Origin of the sequence: Pseudomonas sp. HMWF006 (assembly GCF_003061205.1) — a bacterium.
In the GTDB taxonomy this organism is placed as follows: domain Bacteria; phylum Pseudomonadota; class Gammaproteobacteria; order Pseudomonadales; family Pseudomonadaceae; genus Aquipseudomonas; species Aquipseudomonas monsensis.
The window spans coordinates 1-2,690 of sequence record NZ_QAIU01000261.1 but is presented as its reverse complement, the minus strand read 5'-3'; the positions used below and the strand labels follow the sequence as shown (position 1 = coordinate 2,690).

At 60.7% G+C, this 2,690-nt stretch carries 4 protein-coding genes; 3 read left to right on the top strand and 1 reads right to left on the bottom strand.

Features of this window, described 5'->3' with window-relative positions; translation table 11 throughout:
* The coding region (locus tag DBR24_RS10685; RefSeq protein WP_371921265.1) for an alpha/beta family hydrolase at nt 1-317 on the bottom strand (317 nt) is incomplete at its 3' end.
* Nucleotides 318-411: 94 nt separating this feature from the next.
* On the opposite strand from DBR24_RS10685, the gene ccoN reads away from it, so the two are divergent.
* The 3 genes from ccoN to DBR24_RS10670 are packed head-to-tail and all read left to right on the top strand — an operon-like array spanning nt 412 to nt 2,656.
* On the top strand, nt 412-1,836 hold the full coding sequence (ccoN, locus tag DBR24_RS10680) for a cytochrome-c oxidase, cbb3-type subunit I (RefSeq protein ID WP_041067879.1): 1,425 nt from the start codon (nt 412-414) through the stop codon (nt 1,834-1,836).
* A 10-nt stretch (nt 1,837-1,846) separates the two neighbouring features.
* Nucleotides 1,847-2,455, top strand: coding sequence for a cytochrome-c oxidase, cbb3-type subunit II (gene ccoO, locus DBR24_RS10675; protein ID WP_003223389.1), 609 nt, complete (start codon nt 1,847-1,849; stop codon nt 2,453-2,455).
* 3 nt (nt 2,456-2,458) lie between these two features.
* Nucleotides 2,459-2,656 (top strand): cbb3-type cytochrome c oxidase subunit 3, encoded by a 198-nt coding sequence (locus tag DBR24_RS10670; RefSeq protein WP_102358145.1) that lies wholly within the window; start codon nt 2,459-2,461, stop codon nt 2,654-2,656.
* The last annotated feature ends 34 nt before the right edge of the window (nt 2,657-2,690 follow it).

Sequence of the window (2,690 nt, the reverse complement as noted above, 5' to 3'; positions counted from 1 at the left end):
ACATGACGCCGCACCTCGGCATACACCTCACGCCAACATTCCTGCAGTTTCGCAGCAGGATTCGGCGGGCGCTTCACCCCATCCACCCGCCGCTGCGCCATATACGGAAACTCAAACCGCAACACATTCACCCCAAGCCCGGCAAGACGCCCAGCCATGTCATTCATCCAGTCACTGTCCATCGGCGCGCCCGCCCCATGCGCCAGGATCAACGTCGCCGAAGCCTTACCCGTGGCGGCATCCCACAACCATCCATGATCACGCACACACTGCGCCCATTGATCCCCGTCAATACTGGCCTTGTGCTGTTTGTCCATGCTTGCCTCGCTTTTAGTCTGCCTATAACTCCAGACGAAGGATTCGCGGCGTTCTCGCGCGCGCTCACTTCGGCTGAACCGTGGATGGGGAACCATGAACACTTCTATCAGTACCGCCTACAACTACAAGGTGGTCCGCCAATTCGCCATTATGACGGTGGTGTGGGGCATCGTCGGCATGGGCCTCGGGGTTTTTCTCGCGGCCCAATTGGTCTGGCCTGAACTCAACTTCAATTTGCCCTGGACCAGTTTCGGCCGTCTGCGCCCGCTGCACACCAACGCGGTGATCTTCGCGTTCGGTGGCTGTGCGCTGTTCGCCAGTTCGTTCTACTCGGTGCAACGCACCTGCCAGACTCAGCTGTTTGCGCCGAAAATCGCCGCATTCTGCTTCTGGGGCTGGCAACTGGTGATCCTCCTGGCCGCGATCAGCCTGCCACTGGGTTACACCAGTTCCAAGGAATACGCCGAGCTGGAATGGCCGATCGACATCCTGATCACCATCGTCTGGGTCGCCTATGCCATCGTGTTCTTCGGCACGATCATGCAGCGCAAAACCAAACACATTTATGTGGGCAACTGGTTCTTCGGCGCGTTCATCATCACCGTGGCAATCCTGCACATCGTCAACAACCTTGAGTTGCCGGTGAGTTTCACCAAGTCCTACTCGGTGTACGCCGGTGCAACCGACGCGATGGTGCAATGGTGGTACGGCCACAACGCCGTGGGCTTTTTCCTCACCGCCGGTTTCCTCGGGATGATGTACTACTTCGTACCGAAGCAGGCCGAACGTCCGGTGTATTCGTATCGCCTGTCGATCGTGCACTTCTGGGCTTTGATCACCCTGTACATCTGGGCCGGCCCGCACCACTTGCACTACACCGCGCTGCCGGACTGGGCGCAGTCGCTGGGCATGGTGATGTCGCTGATTCTGCTGGCACCGAGCTGGGGCGGCATGATCAACGGCATGATGACCCTCTCGGGCGCCTGGCATAAGTTGCGCAGCGACCCGATCCTGCGTTTCCTCGTGGTGTCGCTGGCGTTCTACGGCATGTCGACCTTCGAAGGGCCGATGATGGCGATCAAGACCGTCAACGCCCTCTCCCACTACACCGACTGGACCATCGGCCACGTGCACGCCGGCGCTCTGGGTTGGGTGGCGATGATTTCCATCGGCGCGCTGTACCACATGATCCCGAAAGTCTTCGGCAAAGAGCAGATGCACAGCATCGGCCTGATCAACGCGCACTTCTGGCTGGCGACTATCGGCACCGTGCTCTACATCGCCTCGATGTGGGTCAACGGCATCGCCCAGGGCCTGATGTGGCGCGCAGTCAACGAGGACGGCACGCTGACCTACTCCTTCGTCGAAACCCTGGTGGCCAGCCACCCAGGCTTCATCGTGCGACTGGTGGGCGGCGCGATCTTCCTCAGCGGCATGTTCCTGATGGCTTACAACACCTGGCGCACCGTGCGGGCCTCGCAGCCTGCTGACGTCGTTGCTGCCGCGCAGATGGCCTGAGGAGTCCGCCATGAAACACGAAACGATTGAAAAGAACGTCGGCCTGTTGATGTTGCTCATGGTGTTTGCCGTGAGCATCGGCGGCCTGACCCAGATCGTCCCGCTGTTCTTCCAGGACGTCACCAACAAACCGGTGGAAGGCATGAAGCCCTACACCGCGCTGCAACTGGAAGGCCGCGACATCTACATCCGCGAAGGCTGCGTCGGTTGCCACTCGCAGATGATCCGTCCGTTCCGCGCCGAGACCGAGCGCTACGGGCACTACTCGGTTGCGGGCGAAAGCGTATGGGATCACCCGTTCCTGTGGGGTTCGAAGCGTACCGGGCCGGATCTGGCCCGGGTCGGTGCGCGCTACTCGGATGACTGGCACCGCGCGCACTTGTACAACCCGCGCAACGTCGTACCGGAATCGAAAATGCCGGCCTATCCGTGGCTGGTCACGCAGGCGGTCGACAGCAGCCACACCGAAACCAAGCTCAAGACCATGCGTACCCTCGGCGTGCCGTACACCGACGACGACATCAGCGGCGCGGTCGCCAGCCTCAAGGGCAAGACCGAAATGGACGCGCTCGTTTCTTACCTGCAAGTGCTCGGCACTGCGATCAAGAGCAAGAGGTGAGCCATGGTCATTGAAATGAGTGCAGGCCTGATTCGCGGCCTCGGTACGGTTGTGGTGTTCGTCGCCTTCGTCGGCCTGACGTTGTGGGTGTTCAACCGCAAACGCACCCCGGAATTCGCCGAAGCGCGTCTGCTGCCGTTCGCCGACGAGCCGCAACCCGACACTACCCCCGCATCTGAAACAAGGAGTACCCGGCCATGACCACCTTCTGGAGTACGTGGATCTGCGTACTGAC